1 protein-coding gene is annotated in these 269 nt (G+C 58.7%); it reads right to left on the minus strand.

The features are described from left to right. A partial coding sequence (locus AF337_RS22155) for a tetratricopeptide repeat protein (RefSeq protein ID WP_152971155.1) occupies positions 1–269 on the minus strand: 269 nt, incomplete at both ends.

A 269-nucleotide genomic window follows, 5' to 3' on the forward strand; every position in this document is an offset into this window, starting at 1 on the left:
GTTCCTCGCAGCCGCTCGGACAAAGTTGCTTCAGCGATGACACCTGCTCCTCCGCCTTCGCCATCTCGCCCGTCTCGACATAGAGTTCGCCGAGATATTCACGCGCTGCCCTGTGATCTGGCTGCAGCTCTAGCGCCTTGGTGTAGTAGGTCAGCGACGTTCTGTAGTCGCCCGTCTTGCGCAGCGTATATCCCATCAGATTATAGACATCCGCCTGCCGGTTGTCTTCTGCAAGGCCGCGAAGCTCTGCCAACGCACCAGCATAGTCC

It is taken from the genome of Rhizobium ecuadorense (genome assembly GCF_001187535.1).
GTDB lineage: Bacteria > Pseudomonadota > Alphaproteobacteria > Rhizobiales > Rhizobiaceae > Rhizobium > Rhizobium ecuadorense.